This is a genomic window from Rhodococcus sp. NPDC059968, assembly GCF_042738615.1.
Classification (GTDB): domain Bacteria; phylum Actinomycetota; class Actinomycetes; order Mycobacteriales; family Mycobacteriaceae; genus Rhodococcus_F.
Genome location: NZ_JBHWUE010000044.1, coordinates 45203 through 61736 on the forward strand (window position 1 = coordinate 45203; position 16534 = coordinate 61736).

At 69.3% G+C, this 16534-nt stretch carries 15 protein-coding genes; 11 read left to right on the forward strand and 4 right to left on the reverse strand.

Annotation, left to right across the window (positions count from 1 at the left end; translation table 11 throughout):
• Window positions 1–23 precede the first annotated feature (23 nt).
• The 5 genes from ACFWAY_RS29765 to ACFWAY_RS29785 all read left to right on the forward strand — a co-directional run bounded on the left by ACFWAY_RS29765 (window position 24) and on the right by ACFWAY_RS29785 (window position 3981).
• Window positions 24–809 carry an alpha/beta fold hydrolase gene (locus ACFWAY_RS29765; RefSeq protein WP_378513082.1) on the forward strand — a complete coding sequence of 262 codons (786 nt, stop codon included), beginning with the start codon at window positions 24–26 and terminating at the stop codon, window positions 807–809.
• Window positions 810–960: 151 nt separating this feature from the next.
• Window positions 961–1935 carry a R2-like ligand-binding oxidase gene (locus tag ACFWAY_RS29770; RefSeq protein ID WP_378452011.1) on the forward strand — a complete coding sequence of 325 codons (975 nt, stop codon included), beginning with the start codon at window positions 961–963 and terminating at the stop codon, window positions 1933–1935.
• 36 nt (window positions 1936–1971) lie between these two features.
• Complete coding sequence (locus tag ACFWAY_RS29775; protein WP_378452012.1) at window positions 1972–2484, forward strand: hypothetical protein; 513 nt, start codon at window positions 1972–1974, stop codon at window positions 2482–2484.
• Between the two features lie 10 nt (window positions 2485–2494).
• On the forward strand, window positions 2495–3073 hold the full coding sequence (locus tag ACFWAY_RS29780; protein WP_378513083.1) for a YdeI family protein: 579 nt from the start codon (window positions 2495–2497) through the stop codon (window positions 3071–3073).
• 29 nt (window positions 3074–3102) lie between these two features.
• Window positions 3103–3981 carry a sucrase ferredoxin gene (locus ACFWAY_RS29785; RefSeq protein ID WP_378513084.1) on the forward strand — a complete coding sequence of 293 codons (879 nt, stop codon included), beginning with the start codon at window positions 3103–3105 and terminating at the stop codon, window positions 3979–3981.
• 5 nt (window positions 3982–3986) lie between these two features.
• Here the strand turns inward: ACFWAY_RS29785 and ACFWAY_RS29790 are convergent, their stop codons facing one another.
• Window positions 3987–5981: an SDR family oxidoreductase gene (locus ACFWAY_RS29790; protein WP_378513085.1), complete on the reverse strand. Its 1995-nt coding sequence runs from the start codon at window positions 5979–5981 to the stop codon at window positions 3987–3989.
• 32 nt (window positions 5982–6013) lie between these two features.
• Window positions 6014–8134: an MMPL family transporter gene (locus ACFWAY_RS29795; protein ID WP_378513086.1), complete on the reverse strand. Its 2121-nt coding sequence runs from the start codon at window positions 8132–8134 to the stop codon at window positions 6014–6016.
• A 218-nt stretch (window positions 8135–8352) separates the two neighbouring features.
• On the opposite strand from ACFWAY_RS29795, the gene ACFWAY_RS29800 reads away from it, so the two are divergent.
• The 5 genes from ACFWAY_RS29800 (at window position 8353) to ACFWAY_RS29820 (ending at window position 13948) form a co-directional block, all read left to right on the forward strand.
• A complete protein-coding gene (locus ACFWAY_RS29800; protein WP_378513087.1) occupies window positions 8353–8592 on the forward strand; it encodes a hypothetical protein in 240 nt (79 codons plus the stop codon).
• Complete coding sequence (locus ACFWAY_RS29805) at window positions 8585–9328, forward strand: (2Fe-2S)-binding protein (protein WP_378513088.1); 744 nt, start codon at window positions 8585–8587, stop codon at window positions 9326–9328. The genes ACFWAY_RS29800 and ACFWAY_RS29805 overlap by 8 nt, the downstream gene beginning before the upstream one ends.
• Before the next feature lie 143 nt (window positions 9329–9471).
• Window positions 9472–12726 carry an error-prone DNA polymerase gene (locus ACFWAY_RS29810; protein WP_378452019.1) on the forward strand — a complete coding sequence of 1085 codons (3255 nt, stop codon included), beginning with the start codon at window positions 9472–9474 and terminating at the stop codon, window positions 12724–12726.
• Between the two features lie 23 nt (window positions 12727–12749).
• Window positions 12750–13643: a DUF4349 domain-containing protein gene (locus tag ACFWAY_RS29815; protein ID WP_378513089.1), complete on the forward strand. Its 894-nt coding sequence runs from the start codon at window positions 12750–12752 to the stop codon at window positions 13641–13643.
• Window positions 13640–13948 carry a rhodanese-like domain-containing protein gene (locus ACFWAY_RS29820; RefSeq protein WP_378452021.1) on the forward strand — a complete coding sequence of 103 codons (309 nt, stop codon included), beginning with the start codon at window positions 13640–13642 and terminating at the stop codon, window positions 13946–13948. Before ACFWAY_RS29815 ends, ACFWAY_RS29820 begins: the two co-directional genes overlap by 4 nt.
• A gap of 21 nt (window positions 13949–13969) precedes the next feature.
• Here the strand turns inward: ACFWAY_RS29820 and ACFWAY_RS29825 are convergent, their stop codons facing one another.
• Window positions 13970–15019 carry a TDT family transporter gene (locus ACFWAY_RS29825; protein WP_378452022.1) on the reverse strand — a complete coding sequence of 350 codons (1050 nt, stop codon included), beginning with the start codon at window positions 15017–15019 and terminating at the stop codon, window positions 13970–13972.
• Between the two features lie 89 nt (window positions 15020–15108).
• Between ACFWAY_RS29825 and ACFWAY_RS29830 the strand changes: the two genes are divergently transcribed.
• Window positions 15109–16053, forward strand: coding sequence for a LysR family transcriptional regulator (locus ACFWAY_RS29830; RefSeq protein ID WP_378513090.1), 945 nt, complete (start codon window positions 15109–15111; stop codon window positions 16051–16053).
• Here ACFWAY_RS29830 and ACFWAY_RS29835 read toward each other — a convergent pair.
• A complete protein-coding gene (locus ACFWAY_RS29835; protein WP_378452024.1) occupies window positions 16034–16501 on the reverse strand; it encodes a tRNA (cytidine(34)-2'-O)-methyltransferase in 468 nt (155 codons plus the stop codon). The genes ACFWAY_RS29830 and ACFWAY_RS29835 overlap by 20 nt on opposite strands.
• Window positions 16502–16534: the final 33 nt, after the last annotated feature.

Sequence of the window (16534 nt, forward strand, 5' to 3'; positions counted from 1 at the left end):
GGCCGTCGCTAGTCTGGATTCTCGTGGAGACGAGCAGGACTACCCCGACGCGCGCCGGTATCGAGATCGCCTACCGAGACAGTGACGAGTCCTCGGTGCCGGGGCCGTCGGACATCCATCCCGTGCCGGTGGTTCTGGTGCACGGGATGGGCGGTGACGGCGGCACCTGGGACCGATTCGCCCGCGCACTCGTCGCCCGCGGGCGACGCGTCCTCGTCCTGGATCTGCGGGGACACGGTCGCAGTGCCCGCGCCGCGTCGTATCTGTTCGAGGAGTTCGGCGCCGACGTGGTGGAGGTGTGCGACAACCTCGGGCTGACGCGGGTGGATCTCGTCGGGCATTCGCTCGGTGGTCATGCCGCGTCGCTCGCGGCCCAGGCCCGGCCCGGGCTGGTTCGCCGGCTGGTGATCGAGGAGGCCCCGGTCCCGTTGCGTCCCGGTGATCCGGAACAGGTCTTCGCGAATCGGCTGCCGTCGCTGCCGGAACTGTGGCACGCGACGACGAGCCTGATCCGGCATCCGCGGGCCGCGTTCGCCTTCGATCGGTCGATGACGGGCTCGGCGCTCGAGCAGTTCCGCCGCCCGGATCCGTTGTGGTGGGACAGATTGCCGGATATCGAGGCTGACACGCTGATCCTGCGGGGCGGTCCGGGTGGAATGGTGGATCCGCGCAGACTCGAGTCCGCCGTGGCGGGGATACCGAACTGCCGGGTGGTGGTGTTCCGCAGCGGGCACAGCATTCACCGCGATCGTTACGACGACTTCGCGGCGGCGGTCCTGCCGTTCCTGATGAAGCCCGAGGCGAGCTGACAAAAAGTCCGAAAATGTAAACCGCGACGGTTGCGACAGGACTAGCGTGGGAACCGAAGCGGGGGCTCGGAACGAGCCGGTTGTCAGACGAGCGCCCCGAAGTTGCGGGGCGTCCGACGACGTCTTCCGCACGTCCGGAAGAAGGCCAACGATGTCGACACTCACGCCCGGACGCCCCTACGCGCCCGGCAGGCAAGGGTTCAGCTCGCTCCGCGCCGGGGGCCTCAACTGGGATGCGTTCCCGTTGCGGCTGTTCACGAAGGGCAACGCCAAGTTCTGGAACCCCACGGACCTCGACTTCGGCCGGGACGCGGAGGACTGGGAGGGGCTGAACTCGGAGCAGCAGCGCAACTCCACGTATCTGGTCGCACAGTTCATCGCCGGTGAGGAAGCGGTCACCGAGGACATCCAGCCGTTCATGAAGGCGATGGCCGCCGAGGGGCGCTTCGGGGACGAGATGTACCTGACGCAGTTCTGTTTCGAGGAGGCCAAGCACACCCAGGTGTTCCGGTTGTGGATGGACGCGGTGGGCCTGACACGCGACCTGCACCCCTTCGTCGCCGAGAACCCGTACTACCGGCAGTTGTTCTACGAGGAGTTGCCGGGATCGTTGAAAGTGCTCGAGACCGATCCCAGCCCGGCCAATCAGGTGCGGGCGAGCGTCACCTACAACCACGTCATCGAGGGCAGTCTCGCGCTCACCGGGTACTACGCCTGGCAGAAGGTGTGCACGACGCGCGGGATCCTGCCGGGCATGCAGGAACTCGTCCGCAGGATCGGCGACGACGAACGACGCCACATGGCGTGGGGAACGTTCACCTGTCGCCGGCACGTCGCCGCCGACGACGGAAACTGGGGCGTCGTCCAGGAGCGGATGGCGGAGCTGATGCCGATGGCACTGGGCATGATCGACTGGGTCAACAAGCAATTCGAGGTCCAGCCGTACGGGCTTGACGACCAGGAGTTCATCGCGTACGCCGCAGACCGGGCGCAGCGCCGCCTGGGTGCGATCGAGTCTGCGCGGGGACGCCCGGTCGAGGAGATCGATCTGGATTACTCACCCGAGGCCCTCGAGGAGAAGTTCGGCGAGGAGGATGCCAAGGCGATGTCCGAGGCTGCGGGCTGAGGCACGCGTCGCGGTGGCAGATGGCAGGATCGGCTCATGGCGCTCACCGCACTCGACCGCAGACTGATCGGCTGGTCTGCAGCATTCGTGATCTCGCAGGCGAACATCGTCCGGCTGCTCGGCCCGGTGGCACCCCGGCTCGCCGACATCCAGACGGCCCGCTCCGCCCGGTCCTACACGGCGATCCTCGACGGTATGACCGCCGCCGACACGGCGCGCTACCGCAGCCACTACTACCCGGACTTCGTCCATCCCGTGATCTACGCGGTCGCGTTGCGCACGGGCGCGCGACGACTGGCGGAGCTGACACCACTCTCGACCAGAACGCAGAGGGTGCTGGCGGCGGCCCCGGTGATCTCCGCGGCAGGCGATTACGCCGAGAACGTCGTCGGGCTGTATCTGCTGTCTCATCGCGAGCACATCACCGACGTGACCGTGCGGACCACCAGTGCGGTCAGCGTCACCAAATGGGTGCTGGCGCTCGGGGCGCTCGGATATCTCTCCCAGGGATTCGTCCGGGTCTGGGCGGGAAAGCTGTTCTCCCGCTAGATTCGGGCACATGTGTGCTGCCGAGCTCAGCGTCGAGTACTTCCCCGGTCAGGCCGAGTTCCGGGAATGGCTCGGCGCTCATCACGACTCCTCACCCGGCATCTGGCTGAAGATGGCCAAGAAGGGGTCGGCGCATTCGTCGATCAACTACGACCAGGCCCTCGAGGTCGCGCTGTGCTACGGCTGGATCGACAGCCAGGTCCGTCGCGTCGACGACGACTTCTTCGTGCAGCGGTTCACCCCGCGCTCGTCGCGAAGTCCGTGGTCGAAGCGGAACCGGGAGTTCGCGGAGAAACTCGCCGAGGCCGGTCTCCTCGAGACGGCGGGCGCGGCGGAGGTGGAGCGGGCCAGGGCAGACGGCCGCTGGGACCGCGCGTACGCGGGACAGAAGGCGGCGGAGATACCGCAGGACTTCCTGGACGCCCTCGCGCAGAACCCCGAGGCCGAGGCCTTCTACGCGACACTCGACAGCCACAACCGGTACGCCGTCTACTACCGCCTGCAGGACGCCACCCGCCCGGAGACGCGTGCCCGCCGCATCGAGAAGTTCGTCCAGCAGTTGTCGGAGCGCAGGAAGTTCCATGACTGACCGATTTTCGCGACTGACACAATGGCACCGTGCCTGACACGATCACCGCCACCTGCTCCGCGCTGTCCGCGACCGACGAACCCCTCGCGGGCACCGCTGCGCACGTCACGGGCTGGGTGTGCCTGGAGTTCCCCGGTGCGTGGGGCCGGGACGTACTCGACGGCACCGCGCTCGGACCGGACCTGGCCCGTGAGCTCGACGCCCGCGCCGACGCCGCAGGGGTACGGGTCATGTTCATCCGCCGACCGGGCCGCAGCACCGCGGATCCGGATCGGCGAACGGTGCTGCTGGCGCAGTCGCATCCCGCGCGGTCGTGGTGCGAGCGGCTCGAGATCGCCTTCCCGGAAGACCTGCTCGACCTGGACCTCGGGCTGATCGCGGGAACCGCGCCCGGTCTGGGCACACCGGTGACGGACCCGGTCGTCCTGGTGTGCGCGCACGGGAAGCGGGACCAGTGCTGCGCCGTCCTCGGACGGCCGGTCGCGGCCGGCCTTGCCGCGGAGTTCGGCGACGCGGTGTGGGAGTGCTCGCACACGGGTGGGCATCGTTTCGCGCCGTCGCTGATCCTGCTGCCGACGGGCTACACCTATGGCCGGCTGTCGACGCAGGAGAGTGTCGACGCGGTCCGCGCCGCCGCCCGGGGCGAGGTATACCCGGCCGGGTTGCGCGGCCGCAGTTGCTGGGACGCGCCGGGGCAGGTGGCGGAACTCGCCGTCCGCGATCTCGTGGACGCGACCGCGGACGAGCTCGCGGTGGACGCGAACTCGGTTGTCGCGCATCGCGACGGGCGCCGCTGGGTCGTCGAGCTGGAGGAGCGGGAACTGCCGCCCCGGCCGGCGAGTTGCGGGGCGGCACCGAAGCCGGTGCGACCCGTCGTCGCCACCGGAGTCCGCGCCCTCGCCCCCTGAGGCGGTCACCAATGGGTGCCGGGCACCAGCCTTCCGACCTTCCGGGCGGCGCGGCCGAGCACCGACGACGTGTGGTGCCGGGGTTCCGGCGTGTGCTGATTCGCCGGTGCTGCGTCGTCCGTGCTCTGCCCCTTCGCCGCCGGGGAATCGGGGAACATGCGATACATCTGGTGCATCACGCGATCCTTGACGGCGGGTGCGAAGAGGTGGCCGAGTTCCCCGAGTGTGCCGGTCGGGACGTCGATGCGTTTGGGACGTTCGATGAGCGCCCGGACGACCATCGCGGCCGCCTTCTCCGGGGAGGTGATCGGTCCGACGTTGTACCGGCCGGTGGGCGCGATCATCGGCGTCTCGACCAGCGGCATGTGGATGGTGGTGAACGTGATTCCGTCCGAGAGAGTTTCGGACGCCGCGACGTCGGTGAAGCCGTCGAGGGCCGACTTGCTGGCAATGTAGGCGGCGAACCGCGGCGTTGCGCCCTGGACCCCGGCGCTGCTGATGTTGACGATGTGCCCGAACCGCCGCTCACGCATCTGCGGGAGGAAGGCGAGGACGAGCCGGACCGCGCCGAAGTAGTTGACGGCCATGGTCCGCTCGAAATCGTGGAGCCGGTCCGTGGAGTGGTAGAGGCCTCGCCGGATCGACCGGCCGGCGTTGTTGACGAGCATGTCGACGTGATGGTGTTCGGCGAGAACAGCTTTGACGGTGTGCTCGACCGACTCGTCGTCGGTGATGTCGCAGGGGTAGCCGTAGGCGTCGCCGCCCGTCGCGCGGATCTCGGCCACCACGGCGTCGAGTTCCTCGGTGCGCCGGGCGAGGAGGATGACCTTTGCGCCCTTGCGGGCCGTCGCGATCGCGGAACTCCGGCCGATCCCGGACGACGCCCCGGTGATCACCACATGCCTGCCCACGAGCGGTCCGGCGGGATGGGGCCGGCGCGCCCGATCCGGGTCGAGGTTCTCGCGCCAATACGACCACAGCCGGTCGGCGTACGACGCGAACCGCGGGACGTCGATGCCTGTGCCGCGCAGCGCCTCCCGGGTGTCGTCGTTCACGAACACCGTGGGCAGGGTCATGTTCTCGACGAGCACCGGCGGGATGCCGAGGGCGCCGAGCACCACCTTGCGGCCCGTGTCGAGGGCCGAGTCGGGGGTGGGAGTGAGGAAGGGGCGGACGAGTCCGCCGGGTAGTCCGGCCGCGGGATGCGGTGCGCCGGCGGCCTTGGCGAGCGCGGCATAGATCTCGCGGACCGGCTGTGGACGCGGATTGACGAGATGGAACGTCTGGCCGTCCCTTCCCGGCGCCGACATCAGCTCCACGATGGCCGCGGCCACGTAGTCGACGGGTACGACGTTGGTCGATCCGATCCGGGGGACGGCCACGGGCAGGGCCGCGGGGAGTTTCGCGAGCCCCGCGATCGCGGGGAAGAGGTAGTACGGGCCGTCGATCTTGTCCATCTCGCCGGTGACCGAACTGCCGACCACCGCGGAGGGGCGGTAGATGCGCCACCGCAGGCCCTCGGCTTCCCGGACCAGCTTCTCCGCCTCGAACTTGGTGCGGTGGTACGGGGTGGGGAATCCCTGACCGAGATCGAAATCGGTTTCCCTGAACGGACCCTCGTGATCCCCCGCGACGGCGATGGACGAGACGTGGTGCAGAGTCGCATCCAGTTCCCGGGCCAGCGCGATCACCGAGCGGGTGCCGTCGACGTTCGTGGTGGCCTGTTCGTCGCCCGCCGTGAGGTCGTAGATCGCGCCGAGGTGCAGGACGTGGTCGGCCACCGGCGCCGAGGTGAGTCCGAGGCCGGGCTCGGTCAGGTCGCCGATCAGTGGATTCACCCGTTCGCCGCCCGGCATGCCGTCGACGAGCGCCTCCCATCGTGCGACGGACGCGCGCCGGACGAGGACGTGGATCTCGGCTGATTCGCCGCGGTCGAGGATCAGGGGCAGCACGTGCCGGCCCAGGAATCCGGTTCCGCCGGTGACGAGGTAGGTGGCCATGACCCGAACTTACTCCAAAGTAAGATAATGCACTAGTGGCCCAGACCCACCTTGGCGTGCACCTTCTTCATCCAGGCCGGGGCCCACCAGTTGGCCTCGCCCATCAGCTTCACGAGGGACGGAACGAGGAGCATGCGGACCACCGTCGCGTCGACGAGGAGCGCGACGATCATGCCCACACCGAGGAACCTCATGATCGACAGACCGGAGATGGTGAACGCTCCGGTCACCACCACGAGCAGCAGCGCCGCGGCCGTCACGATGCGGCCGGTGCGCTCGGTGCCGAAGCGCACCGCCTCCTCCGTGGTCGCGCCCGCCGCGTGCGCCTCGACCATGCGTGACATCAGGAACACCTCGTAGTCGGTCGACAGGCCGAAGACCACGGCGAGGATGAGGACCACGAACGTCGCCTCGAGCGGTGCCGGACTGACCCCGAGCAGACTCGCGCCGTTGCCCAGCTCGAAGATCCACGTGAGCACACCGAACGTGGCGGCGAGGCTCAGGCCCGCCATCGCGACCGCCTTGATCGGCAGCACCACCGAGCCGAACGCCAGGAACAGCAACACGAGCGTCGAGCCCACCATGATCGCGATCATGACCGGCATCCAGTGCACGATCGCCGCGTTCCCGTCGTCGACGGTCGCCTGTCCGCCGCCGACGAGGAGTTCGGTTCCCTCGGGCGGCGTGATGGCACGGAGACCGTCCACCGCGGCGCTCTGGTCGTCGGTGGTGACACCCTCGGAGTAGACGGCCTGGACCGCGACCAGTCCGTTGCCGGACGCCACGACGGTGGCCGCCCCGATGCCCTCCACCTGGCCGGCGGCCTGGGCGACCGCGGCGCCGTCGGCGGCCGTCGGGGCCGCGCCGTCGGTGCCCCTGACGATGAGGGTTGCGCCGTTTCCGGTGGTGGGAAATTCGGTGGTGAGAGTGTCGGTGGCGATGCGGGCGGGGTCGTTCTCCGGCAGCGCCGTGTACGTGACCTCGCCGAGGGACGCGCTGAGCAGTGGCGAGGCGAGGACCATCAACCCCGCGACGATGCCGACCGCGATGGCGACCGGCCGCCGCATCACCCACGTGACGACGGAGCCCCAGAACTTACGGGCGCGAACCTCACCACGCTGCGCCGCATCCTTGCGCCACGTCAGTGCATTGATGCGGTGTCCCAGGATCGCGAGCAGCGCCGGGACCGCGGTGAGCGACAGCAGCGCCGCGCTCGCGACCGCGGCCATCGCGCCGAACCCGAGCGACTTGATCACGTCCTGCGGAAACACGAGCATGCCCGAGAACGCGCACACGAGAAGCAGACCGGAGAACAACACGGTGCGGCCCGCGGTCAGCACAGTGCGCCGGGTCGCCTCGGCGACGTCGGCGCCGGACTCGAGTTCCTCGCGGAAACGTCCGACGATGAACAGGCCGTAGTCGATCGCGAGCCCCAGGCCGAGTAGGGACGCCACGTTGATCGCGAACGAACTGACATCGGTGAACAGGGTCAGCAGGCGCAGAGTGGCCAGGGCGCTGAAGATCGAGAGCAGCCCGACGAACACCGGAACGGCCGCGGCCACCAGTCCGCCGAAGATGAAGACCAGCAACACGAGCGTGATCGGAAGCGCGATCGCCTCGGCCAGCACCAGGTCCTGTTGCAGCCGGTTGTTGAACGCGACACCCACCACCGAATTGCCCGCGAACTCGGTGTCGATGCCCTCCACCTCGAGCTTGGGTAGCAGGTCGTTGAACGTGGCGGCCGTGATCCCGGCGTCGGGGTCGACGGTGATCGCGGCCGACGCCTTGGTGCCGTCCTGCGACACCATCAGCTGCTTCCTCGTCGCGTCCGCGGTCCAGTACGACGTCACCGAATACGTCGGCACCTCGGCGGCGAACCGGTCGAGACTCGCGGTGACCTCGGGGCCGATGTCGTCCAGGGTCTTCCCGTCGGGTGCGGTGTAGATGGCGATGATGTCCGGCGTCTGCGGACCCAGGTTGTCCTGGACGATCCGGGCCACCTCGGCGGATTCGCTACCGGGATCGGTGAACCCGCCCGAGCTGAGTTTCGCGAAGACACCGGTGCCCCACACGCCGCTCACCAGAACGGCGACGACGGCGAGGCTCAGGACCCACCATTTGCGTGAAACAACGGTAGAGGCCCAACGAGTCATGCGTCATCTCCGGCTTGTCTGGGGCGGGCAACTGCGACTGCCGACTGTAGTGCGGATCGGGGTGACACCGGCGGGGGGTGTGACGCGGCTCCCGGCAAATCGTGCATACTCGGCATCGCACTTGCAGCCACACGCACGGGGGAAGCCGGGCCGAATCCGGCGCTGACCCGCAACGGGGCGAGCACCCAGGAACCACGGCTGTCCGCGGGACTGACTGTGTGCGAATCTGTTTCCTCGGACGCGACGGTCTGGCGATCGTCGTGACCATGCACGACCTCCGGCTGGCCGTCGAGTACTGCGACACGCTGGCCGTGATGCAGGATGGACGGATGATCAGCATCGGTCCGCCTGCCGACGTGCTGGACGACGCCGTGCTCGGCGGGGTGTTCGGCATCCGCGCCGCCGTGCGGTCGACGCCGCGGCTGTCGATGGAGATCCTGGGGTTGGCCGATGGATGAGCAACTGCGGCGTGCGTACGAACTGACCGCCCGCCGCGTCCCGATGATCGCCGACCAGATCGGGCACCGCGGCGTCGCCGCGTTCCCGGCCGTGCGCCTGACCGATCCCGGCTGGCTCGCGGACCGGGTCGCGGACACGGCGAGGCGGTGGGGCAGCGACGACCCCCGGGTCAACGGCACCCTGTGGTGGTACTCGGCCAGCTCGACACTGACCGGGATTCCGATCGCGACCGCGCTCGTCACGGGTGCCGCCGCCCGGCCGAGGCTCGGCGACGCCGTGGCATTCCTGCGGGACGACGGGTATCTCGGCGGCCTGACCGCGTCGTCGGCGCTGCCGGTCACCGAGGGGCTGTCCGAGTTGGCGTCCGAGATGGCCGCGGCGCTGACGCCGATCATCGACGCTCTCGCCGCGGCGTCCGGGGTGCGGCGGGCCGCGATGTGGGCGATCACGACGGATTCGATCGCCAACCGGGCGCTCGACGCGGGAACGGCGTGCGGTGATCGCGCACGCGGCAGCATCTTCGCCCGGGGGCTGGTGGACGCACTCCGCCGCGTCGGTGTGGTGATGCCGGACCCGCGGTTCGTCGACGTCCGGGCCGGGACACTGTCGCGCCGGTTCACGCAGCGGGCGTCGTGCTGCCTGATCTACGAGACCCCGGGGTCGGGCAAGTGTGTGAGCTGCCCGAGGAGGCCGGCCGAGGACCGTTTGAGAGGTCTGGCCGCGCTCGTGACGTAAGTCCGGGTGACCCGCGTTGACCGGTCCGCGCGTGTGATGGCAGACTGAAAGCGTTCGAACTCCCGTTCGAATGATGCATCTTCCCCGGCGGCATCTTCCATGGTTTCGGCACGGCACGTGCGCGACATGAAGAGGTGTGCCAGATGGGTTGGGGAAACGGTCCGCCGACGTGGTCCGAGATGGAGCGCGTCCTGTCGGGCAGGCCGGGGCGGGTCAGCCCGGAGTCGCTGTATCCGGGCGACGGCGGCGACAGCCCCGCGTGGTCGCGCAAACGGGGGGAGTACCGCGCGGGCCCGCAGGAGCGCACCGGCTCCACCGTTCCGTACGCCGAACTCCACGCGCACTCGGCGTTCAGTTTCCTCGACGGCGCCTCCCCACCGGAAGAGTTGGTGGAGGAGGCCGTCCGGCTCGGTCTCGAGGCCATCGCACTGACCGACCACGACGGGTTCTACGGTGTGGTCCGGTTCGCGGAGGCGGCGAAGGAACTGAACATGCGCACCGTGTTCGGGTCCGAACTGACGTTGGACGACGCGCACCTGCTGGTGCTGGCGCGAGGTCAGGAGGGGTATCGGCGGCTCTCCCGGGAGATCGCGGCGGCGCATCTCGCGGGCGGGGAGAAGGGCACACTGCGCTACGACCTCGACCGTCTCACCGACGCGGCCGGGGGGCACTGGCAGATCCTGACCGGGTGCCGGAAAGGGCATGTGCGGCAGGCGCTGGCCGACGGTGGCCCGGATGCCGCGGCCGCCCGGCTGCGGGAGCTGATCGACCGGTTCGGCGCCGACCGGGTCACGGTGGAACTCACCCATCACGGCATCGCGGAGGACGGTGAGCGCAACGCCGACCTCGCCGAACTCGCACAGCAGCACGGACTTCGGGTGATCGCGTCCACGGCGGCGCACTTCGCGGGACCGCCGCGCCGGAGACTGGCCATGGCGATGGCCGCCGTCCGGGCCCGGCAGAGCCTCGACGACGCGGCCGGGCACCTGGCGCCTGCCGGGGGAGCGCACCTGCGGTCCGGTGAGGAGATGGCGCACCTCTTCGCCGCGTACCCGGAAGCCGTCCGCGGTGCCGCGGACCTCGGGCTGGAGTGTGCGTTCGACCTGCGGCTCATCGCGCCGCAACTGCCACCGTTCGACGTTCCGGGTGGGCACACCGAGGCGAGCTGGCTGCGTCAGCTCACGATGGACGGGGCCCGCCGCCGCTACGGTGCGCCGGCGGACCGCCCGGAGGCCTACCGGCAGATCGAGCACGAACTGGACATCATCACCGGGCTGAACTTCCCGGGCTACTTCCTGGTGGTCCACGACATCGTGTCGTTCTGCAAGAACAACGACATCCTCTGTCAGGGAAGGGGTTCGGCGGCCAACTCCGCCGTCTGCTACGCCATCGGCATCACCAACGTGGATCCCGTCCGCAACAAGCTGTTGTTCGAACGTTTCCTCTCGCCCGAACGCGACGGCCCCCCGGACATCGACGTCGACATCGAATCCGATCGGCGGGAGGAGGCCATCCAGCACGTGTACGCCAAGTACGGACGCCAGTACGCGGCGCAGGTGGCGAATGTCATCACGTACCGCGGAAAGTCCTCGGTGCGGGACATGGCCCGGGCGCTGGGTTTCTCGCAGGGGCAGCAGGACGCGTGGAGCAAACAGGTCAGCCGCTGGGGTGGCATCGGGAAGGAGGTCGGCACCGACATTCCGCCGGCCGTCCTCGAACTGGCCGCTCAGATCGAGGGGTTTCCGCGGCACCTCGGCATCCACTCGGGCGGCATGGTGATCTGCGACCGGCCGATCGCCGACGTGTGCCCGGTGGAGTGGGCGCGCATGGAGAACCGCAGTGTTCTGCAGTGGGACAAGGACGATTGCGCGGCGGTGGGTCTGGTGAAGTTCGACATGCTGGGCCTCGGCATGCTCTCCGCGCTGCACTACATGATGGACCTCGTGGCCGAGCACAAGGGGATCGAGGTGGATCTGGCGCAGCTGGACCTCTCCGAGGAGGCCGTCTACGAGATGTTGCAGCGGGCGGACTCGGTGGGGGTGTTCCAGGTGGAGTCACGGGCCCAGATGGCCACCCTGCCGAGGCTGAAACCACGGAACTTCTACGACCTGGTGGTGGAGGTGGCGCTCATCCGCCCCGGTCCGATCCAGGGCGGATCGGTGCACCCGTACATCCGCCGCCGCAACAAGCTCGAACCGGTGACCTACGACCACCCGTCCCTGGAGAAGGCGCTGAAGCGGACGCTGGGTGTGCCGCTGTTCCAGGAGCAGTTGATGCAGATGGCGGTTGACGTGGCGGGTTTCAGTCCGGCCGAGGCCGACCAGCTCCGCCGGGCTATGGGGTCCAAGCGGTCGCCCGAGAAGATGGAACGGCTGAGGGGGCGGCTCTACCAGGGCATGCGGGAGATGCACGGGATCGGGGACGACGTGGCCGACCGGATCTACGAGAAGCTGTACGCGTTCGCGAATTTCGGTTTCCCCGAAAGTCATTCGCAGAGTTTCGCCGCCCTGGTGTTCTATTCGTCGTGGTTCAAGCTGCATCACCCGGCGGCGTTCTGCGCCGGTCTGCTGCGGGCGCAGCCGATGGGGTTCTACTCGCCGCAGTCGCTGGTGGCCGACGCCCGCAGGCACGGGGTGCAGGTGCACGGCGCGGACATCAATGCAAGTCTTGCGCACGCCACCGTCGAGGCAGGCGGGACGGAGGTACGTCTCGGGCTCGGAGAGGTGCGGCACATCGGCACCTCGCTGGCCGAGCGAATCGTCGAATCGCGCGGCGACGGAGGGCCGTACACGTCGTTCCTCGACCTCACCGGGCGGGTGGAACTGAGCACGGCGCAAGCCGAATCACTGGCTACCGCAGGTGCTCTCGACAGTTTCGGGTTGTCCCGCCGGGAGGCGTTGTGGGCGGCAGGCGCCGCGGCGGGGGAGCGCCGCGACCGGCTGCCGGGGATCGGGGCGTCCACCCGCGCGCCGACCCTGCCGGGAATGAGCGATCTGGAACTGGCCGCGGCCGACGTGTGGGCCACCGGGGTGTCACCGGACACGTACCCCACCCAGTTCCTGCGCCCGCAACTCGACGCGCTCGGGGTGATCCCGGCGGCGCACCTGCTCGATGTCCCCGACGGCGATCGGGTTCTGGTGGGTGGGGCGGTGACCCACCGGCAGCGCCCGGCGACGGCCGCGGGGGTCACGTTCATCAACCTGGAGGACGAGACCGGGATGGTCAACGTGGTGTGTTCGGTGGGGTTGTGGGTGAAATACCGCAAGCTCGCCAACACGGCGCCCGCACTGCTGGTCCGCGGCAAGGTGCAGAACGCGGAGGGGGCGGTGACGGTGGTGGCGGATCGGCTGCAGCTGATGGATTTGCGGGTGTCCGCCAAATCCAGGGACTTCAGATGAGCCCGCACCGCTAGCATTCGGACATGAGGAGATACGTCTTGTCGGCGATCGTCGTGGCTTCGCTGGCGCTCGCGGGGTGTGGTGGGACCGGCAGCGACTCCTCCCAGCAGACTCCCGCCCCGTCGCCCGGGGACTCGAGCCAGATGGAAATCGGTGGGGCAGTGCAGGCGCCCGCGAAAGACCAGGCCCCCACCGACCGCCAGGAGATCGTGACCGGTCAGGTCGCGCTCACCGCGGACGACCCGGTGGCCGTCGGCAGGCAGATCGTGGACAGGGTCGACGATCTGGGCGGACGCGTCGACCAGCTCACCGAACAGCCGGGCTCCGACGACCAGGACGCGAGCAGTTCCCTGACCATCCGGGTACCCGCCGACTCGCTCACCCGGACGTTGGACGATCTGCGGGAACTGGGCAAGGTCACCAGCGTCAGCGTCACGAAGAGCGACGTGACGATGCAGTCGCAGGATCTCGACGCCCGGATCGGCGCATTGACGGCGTCCGTCACCCGGCTACAGGGGCTCATCACGTCGGCAGCGAACACCGCGGACCTGATCGAGGCCGAGAGGGCGTTGTCGGAGCGTCAGGGCGAACTGGACAGCCTCACCGCCCAGAAGCGGACGCTGAGCGACCAGGTGGCATTGGCCACACTCATGATCGACGTCACCTCCACGGATGCCGAGCAGCCCAGTCCCGGTCCGGACAACTTCTGGGAAGGCGTCGTCGCGGGCTGGAACGCCCTGCTGTCCGCGATCAAGGGCGGCGCCGTGGTCGTGGGCGCGCTGATTCCCTGGTTCGGTTTCGTGGCCGTCATCGCACTGGTCGTGTACGGCGCGTACCGTCTGCGCCGGACGTACAACAGGCCGCCCGGCCCACCGTCGGGCCCGGCGCCGGAACGAGAAGAGGCGAAGACGCAATGATCGAAGTCGACCTGAATGCCCTGGACAGTGCATTGGCGTCGGGTGCCCCCGTCATCGACGTGCGCGAGGCCGACGAGTACGCCCAGGCGCGGGTGCCGGGTGTGACGCTGATTCCGCTCAGTGAGTTCGTCGCGCGCGTGGACGAGATCCCGGAGGCCGAGGTCGTCTACGTGATCTGCGGGGTGGGCGGCCGGAGCCTGCAGGCGGCGGAGTACCTGAACGCGCGGGGGATCAACGCCGTGTCGGTCGCGGGCGGGACGTCCGCGTGGATGCAGTCCGGACGCCCCGTCGAGTCGGGCGCCTGACGCCCGAATCACGGTTCGCGGTCAGCGCGCCGCGCTGAGGGCGTGGGCCGCGGGGTCGTCCCGGACCACGCGCCGACCCAGTTGCCCGGCGGCGTGCCGCAGTGTGCGGACCGCAACGGTGCCCCAGATCAGGACCAGCGCGCACCACAGCGTCAGGCCTGCGCCGACGATCACGACCGAGTCCAGCGCGACGCCAAGCGAGTTCGCGCCGAGCGCGCAGGTGCCGACGGGGAACGTGAAACTCCACCAGCTGGGGGTGAACGTCAACCCGCGGCGAAAGGCCCTGGCGGTCACCGTGACCAGCGTCACGAGGGTGAGGACGCCGAGTGCGCCGACAGTGGTCCCGTAGACCACGCCCACCGCGTGGAGCCAGGTGTGGCCGGATGCCCCGCCGAGCAGATTGATCGCCGCCACCGACTGTCCGATCACGCCGAGCGGAATCCAGAGCGTGGGCACGAGCGGGGTGTGGGGCAGCCCGTTGCTCAGCAGGTGGCGTCCGACGACGACGGCGACGGTCAGCGCGGCGCTCAGCGCCAGCGCGAACAGTGTGTAGCAGACCGCCAGCATCGCGATTTGCGGCGCGCCTTCCGGGAGGTGCTTGACCAGTGCGGCACCGGTGGCGGCCGACACCATGGGCGGCACGACGGGCATGAGCCAGGACGGCACCGGGGTCACCTGGTGGGGCCGGGTCAGCCGGCGCGCCATCACCACGTAGGTGGCGAGCCCGAAGACGGTCCCGATCGTCCACAGGGTGGCCGACGCGGCGACGGCGACACCGCCGAGAAGTTCGCGACCCGCGGATCCGGTGCCGGCGCCGACCGTCAGCACCGCCATCGACACGGCGCCGTAGAACGGGAACATCGTGTGGCTGCGCGCGTCCGCGAGTGCGTCGTCGCGGCGACGGATCCAGTGACGCACCAGTGCGGTCGTCAGCACCACGAGCAGCGTCGCGGCGATCAGCCAGAAGATCTCGGCGGCGGTCCGGGCCACCGGACCGCCGGCCGGAAATGCCGCGGCGACGACTGCGACGATGCCGGTGCCCATCACTGCTGCGAACCAATTCGGGGTCATACCTAGAGCTTGCCGACGCATCGTCGTGGCCGGTAGAAGGCTTGTCTTTGAATACCCACAAATCGCGTTTGTGGGACTAGCCTTGGGTTGTGCCGCTGTCTCCCCGAATACCCGAACTCAGTGCCCTCGACGTCCTGCTGTCCGTCGAGCGGCTCGGAAGCATGGGGGCGGCGGGGCGCGAACACGGGCTCAGCCAGCAGGCCGTCAGCGCCCGGGTGCGTTCGGCCGAGCGCCAGTTCGGCATCAAGGTGTTCAGCCGTGGTGCCAGCGGGGTGCGGCCCACGTCGGAGGGCGCGCTCATCCTCGAATGGGCGAGCCACATCCTCGCCACGGCCGAGGAACTGGCGTCGGGAGTCGCGGCGCTGCGCGGCGAACGGCAGGCCGGGCTGACGGTGGCGGCCAGCATGACGATCGCCGAGTACCTGGTTCCCGGGTGGACCGTCGCGATGCGGCGCAAGTACCCGAACGTGGTCACCAACGTGCGGCTCCTCAACTCGTCCGAGGTGACCGCCCGGGTGCTGTCCGGTGAGGCGGATCTCGGGTTCGTCGAGGGTCCGGACATTCCGGCGGGACTGCAGGTGCGGGAGATCGGCCGCGACCACCTGGTGGTCGTGGTGCCGCCGGAACACGAATGGGTCCGACGGTCACCGATTCCCGTGTCCGAACTCGCCGCGACGCCGATGATCCAGCGCGAGTCCGGTTCCGGAACACGCACCACCCTGGAGAACGCGGTGCCGCAATGCGTCCCGCCGTTGCTGGAGCTGACGTCGTGCACGGCGGTGAAAGCGGCCGTCGTGGCGGGTAACGCTCCGGCGGTGCTGTCCTCGCTGGCGGTGGCCGCCGACCTGACGGACGGCCGGCTCGCCTCCGTCCAGGTGGAGGGGTTGACGCTTCCGCGGCGGCTCTCCGCCGTCTGGGACCCGGTGCGCGGCGTTCAGGGTGCCGCGCGCGACTTCCTCGACATCGCCCTCGGTGCCGGTGCGGCTGCGGGTGTCGGGGCCGCAGCCGTCGCAGCTACAGCGCAGCCCCGCTGAATCCGTGCTGCCGCCACGCCTCGTAGGTGACGAGGGCGGCGGCGTTCGACAGGTTCAGCGACCGCCGGCCGGGCAGCATGGGGATGCGGAGCCGCTCGGTCACGTGGGGATCGGCCAGCACCTCCTCCGACAGTCCGGTGGGTTCGGGACCGAACAGCAGAACGTCGCCGGGCTGGTAGGAGATGTCGGCGTACGACACGGTGGCATGCGCGGTGAAGGCATACACCCGTGCAGGCTCCACCGCCGCCCAGGCCGCCTCCAGGTTCTCGTGCACGGTCACCGACGCCAGGTCGTGGTAGTCGAGCCCGGCCCGTTTGAGTTTCGGCTCGGACAGGTCGAATCCGAGTGGACCCACGAGGTGCAGTTCGCACCCGGTGCCTGCCACCATGCGGATGGCGTTGCCGGTGTTGGGTGGGATTCGGGGTTCGTGGAACATCACTCGGAACACCCGCACAGCTTAGGGGCACACCGCGAGGCGGCA

Bases quoted from the DNA above. Each gene is read 5' to 3' on its own strand.
- ACFWAY_RS29815 (WP_378513089.1), top strand. From the start codon at position 12,750: ATGAGGAGATACGTCTTGTCGGCGATCGTCGTGGCTTCGCTGGCGCTC.
- ACFWAY_RS29825 (WP_378452022.1), bottom strand. From the start codon at position 15,019: ATGACCCCGAATTGGTTCGCAGCAGTGATGGGCACCGGCATCGTCGCA.
- ACFWAY_RS29810 (WP_378452019.1), top strand. From the start codon at position 9,472: ATGGGTTGGGGAAACGGTCCGCCGACGTGGTCCGAGATGGAGCGCGTC.
- ACFWAY_RS29805 (WP_378513088.1), top strand. From the start codon at position 8,585: ATGGATGAGCAACTGCGGCGTGCGTACGAACTGACCGCCCGCCGCGTC.
- ACFWAY_RS29780 (WP_378513083.1), top strand. From the start codon at position 2,495: ATGTGTGCTGCCGAGCTCAGCGTCGAGTACTTCCCCGGTCAGGCCGAG.
- ACFWAY_RS29770 (WP_378452011.1), top strand. From the start codon at position 961: ATGTCGACACTCACGCCCGGACGCCCCTACGCGCCCGGCAGGCAAGGG.
- ACFWAY_RS29820 (WP_378452021.1), top strand. From the start codon at position 13,640: ATGATCGAAGTCGACCTGAATGCCCTGGACAGTGCATTGGCGTCGGGT.
- ACFWAY_RS29775 (WP_378452012.1), top strand. From the start codon at position 1,972: ATGGCGCTCACCGCACTCGACCGCAGACTGATCGGCTGGTCTGCAGCA.
- ACFWAY_RS29795 (WP_378513086.1), bottom strand. From the start codon at position 8,134: ATGACTCGTTGGGCCTCTACCGTTGTTTCACGCAAATGGTGGGTCCTG.
- ACFWAY_RS29790 (WP_378513085.1), bottom strand. From the start codon at position 5,981: ATGGCCACCTACCTCGTCACCGGCGGAACCGGATTCCTGGGCCGGCAC.